1 protein-coding gene and 1 pseudogene are annotated in these 1,204 nt (G+C 65.4%); one reads left to right on the forward strand and one right to left on the reverse strand.

The window, feature by feature from the left end:
• Positions 1-278, forward strand: a pseudogene (locus tag DQW77_RS17885) (AarF/ABC1/UbiB kinase family protein); the annotation flags it as partial.
• Between the two features lie 74 nt (positions 279-352).
• Here DQW77_RS17885 and DQW77_RS17890 read toward each other — a convergent pair.
• Positions 353-1,204, reverse strand: an 852-nt coding sequence (locus DQW77_RS17890) for a DUF4214 domain-containing protein (protein ID WP_113259692.1), incomplete at its 5' end; no start/stop codon positions are given.

Here is a 1,204-nt window from a genome sequence, read left to right on the forward strand (position 1 = left end):
ACGCGCAAACCGCCCCCCGGCACCAGGCCATCATTCAAACGATGTTCGAGACGGCCATGGCCCCGCTGCGCCGATCCGACCCGTTCGATTTCAGCACCGCCGATCTTCCGGAGCGCCTGCGTGATATCGGCATGGCGCTGGGAGCGGAGCGTGATCTGACCCATGTACCGCCGGCGGAAACCCTCTTTCTGCACCGCAAGATCGGGGGGATTTACCTTCTGGCGACAAAACTGCGCGCGCGCGTCGCCCTGCGGCCCATTGTGGAACGGTATCGCTGACAGTCATGGCACCCCCGGGGCGCCAGCCGCGCCAAGCAGCGGCAAGGCCCCCGGCCCGGTTCCGGAAACGGGTTTCAGAAGACCGGATCGTCGAGCACGCCGACGAGCGGCATCAGGAAATCGCCATCGATCGGATCCAGCGCGTCGGCATGGAACCCGTCGATGGCGGCCACGGCAGCGTCGATACCGTCCGCCGTGCCGTCGAAATGTGCCATTGCAGCTGTGGCGTCGGCCACGTCGAACAGGCCCTTGTGGACCGCGAAATAGGCCCCGATATCGACCTTGTTTGCCAGAAATTCCTGATCGGCCAGTCGCTGGGCGATCAGGTCCGGGCTGTCGTCCGCGGATGCTGGTGCCTTGGCGCCCCGCAGGACCTGGAGGATGAACTGATCGCGGGCGACGCTTCCCGCGTTCAGCAGACCGACCCAGAAATCGAAACCGCCCGGATCCGGGGCCCGGCCCAGCACATTGTTGTAGACCGTCTCCGCGAAGACCGCGTTGGAGGTGCCGGGCGGGTAGGCGGCCTCGGTCTCGGGCTGGCCGATGAAAAGCGACGCCATCTCCTCGAGGGTCATGCCGTCCGCAAAGGCGGTTCCCCAGAAGGCGAGCCCGCCCGCGTCGGGCGCGCGGTTGAAATAGGCGATGTAGAGCTCGATGAAGCTCTCGAACTCCTCCGGCGCCAGGCTGACGGTGTCGGTGACCTGGAAAAGCCCGAAGGGTCCGCCGAAGAGATCGGTGTCGAAATCCAGGAACTCCATATCGACAAGCGTGTCGGTGCCGTTGCCATCCGCGCGGCGATCCGTGATCGTGGTTCCCGTCGGGCTCAGCGTCAGCGTATGGCTCGACTGTTTGCCGGAAAGAAAGGCGGTATCCCATCCCGCCCCCCCATCCAGAAGATCATCGCCGGCACCGCCCGAAAGGGTGTC

This window comes from Roseovarius sp. TE539, from assembly GCF_003298505.1.
Classification (GTDB): domain Bacteria; phylum Pseudomonadota; class Alphaproteobacteria; order Rhodobacterales; family Rhodobacteraceae; genus Roseovarius.